Here is a 1,181-nt window from a genome sequence, read left to right as displayed (position 1 = left end):
ATTGACGGATCGAAGATCACGGTGCGTCAGCTCCTGCAGCACACCAGCGGCCTACCTGACTTCGACGAGACACTTTTCGGTACGACAGATGTCTTTCAATACCGATACCACTATGTCACCCCGAGAGATGTCCTTGACAGTGCTCTGAGCAAGCCGGCGCAGTTTGAGCCGGGTACGCAGTGGAAGTACACCAATACGAACTACATCGTGCTGGGGATGCTTGTTGAGCGGGTGTCTCAGCGGCCGGTGGGGGAGCAGATCGACCAGCGCATCGTCAAGAAGCTGGGGCTGTCCCACACCTACTTCCCGGCTCCGGGGGAGGAGAAGATTCGTGGCACCCATCCTCGGGGGTACCACCTCAACGGTGAGGGCAAGTTGGAGGATATTACCGAGATGGATCCGACTTGGGGGTGGGCGGCTGGTGCGATGGTCTCGACCCCGAGCGAGCTCAACACCTTCTTCCAGGCCGTCTTCGACGGCAGGCTGCTGACCCAGGCCAGCATCCAGGAGATGAAGAAAGGCGTCGATATCGGATCAGGAGGACGAGTCTACGGGCTGGGCCTCATCGGTACTCCGCTGTCCTGTGGGGGTACTGCCTGGGGCCACGGAGGTGACATCGCGGGCTATCACACGAGAGGTGGAGTCGGACCTGACGGCACCGCCGTCACCGTCGCCGTGACCGCCCTGCCTACAGCCATCGCGGACCAGAGCAACTTGGAGAACTCCGCCAAGGAGAAGGCCGGCAAGATCGCTGAAGCCGTCGATATCTCCCTGTGCCACAAGTGATGGGTTCGGAAACGGACTCGGGCACTTCACGGTTGCGTGTGTGCTTGACTCAGAGTGTGCCCAGCCACGTGCCCGATTCCGTCGTCCGGGTGCAGTCGCCACCGAGGCTCCCACGAGCCGCGGTGGCGCCGTGTTTGTTGGCCAGTTCTCGATCGGGGCTGTGTCGAGTGAAGGCGTTCCAAGTTGGACTGTCCATATGGACAGTGGGTGCTGTGCTGTAGGTGGGGGTGGTCGGCCTGCGGGCTCGTGACACTGGAGGCATGGGTAAAGCAGAGAAGTTCAGTCCTATCCGTTCCGATGTCACCACGCCCGAGAACCCTGAGGCCCTGGAGGCTGCCGGCGCCCGGCCCGGCCATCGTCGTGGGTCGGTGGTGTGGCGGGTGCTGGCGGTGCCT

Annotated in this window: 1 protein-coding gene; it reads left to right on the top strand. The window is 62.3% G+C overall.

Annotated elements, in window-relative coordinates; translation table 11 throughout:
- A partial coding sequence (locus HMPREF3165_RS05395) for a serine hydrolase domain-containing protein (protein ID WP_141745016.1) occupies nucleotides 1-786 on the top strand: 786 nt, incomplete at its 5' end.
- Nucleotides 787-1,181 lie beyond the last annotated feature (395 nt).

This window comes from Actinomyces sp. HMSC08A09 (assembly GCF_001807465.1).
GTDB lineage: Bacteria > Actinomycetota > Actinomycetes > Actinomycetales > Actinomycetaceae > Actinomyces > Actinomyces oris.
Note: the sequence above shows the minus strand (reverse complement) of the source record. Positions and strands in the feature narration are given on the sequence as shown.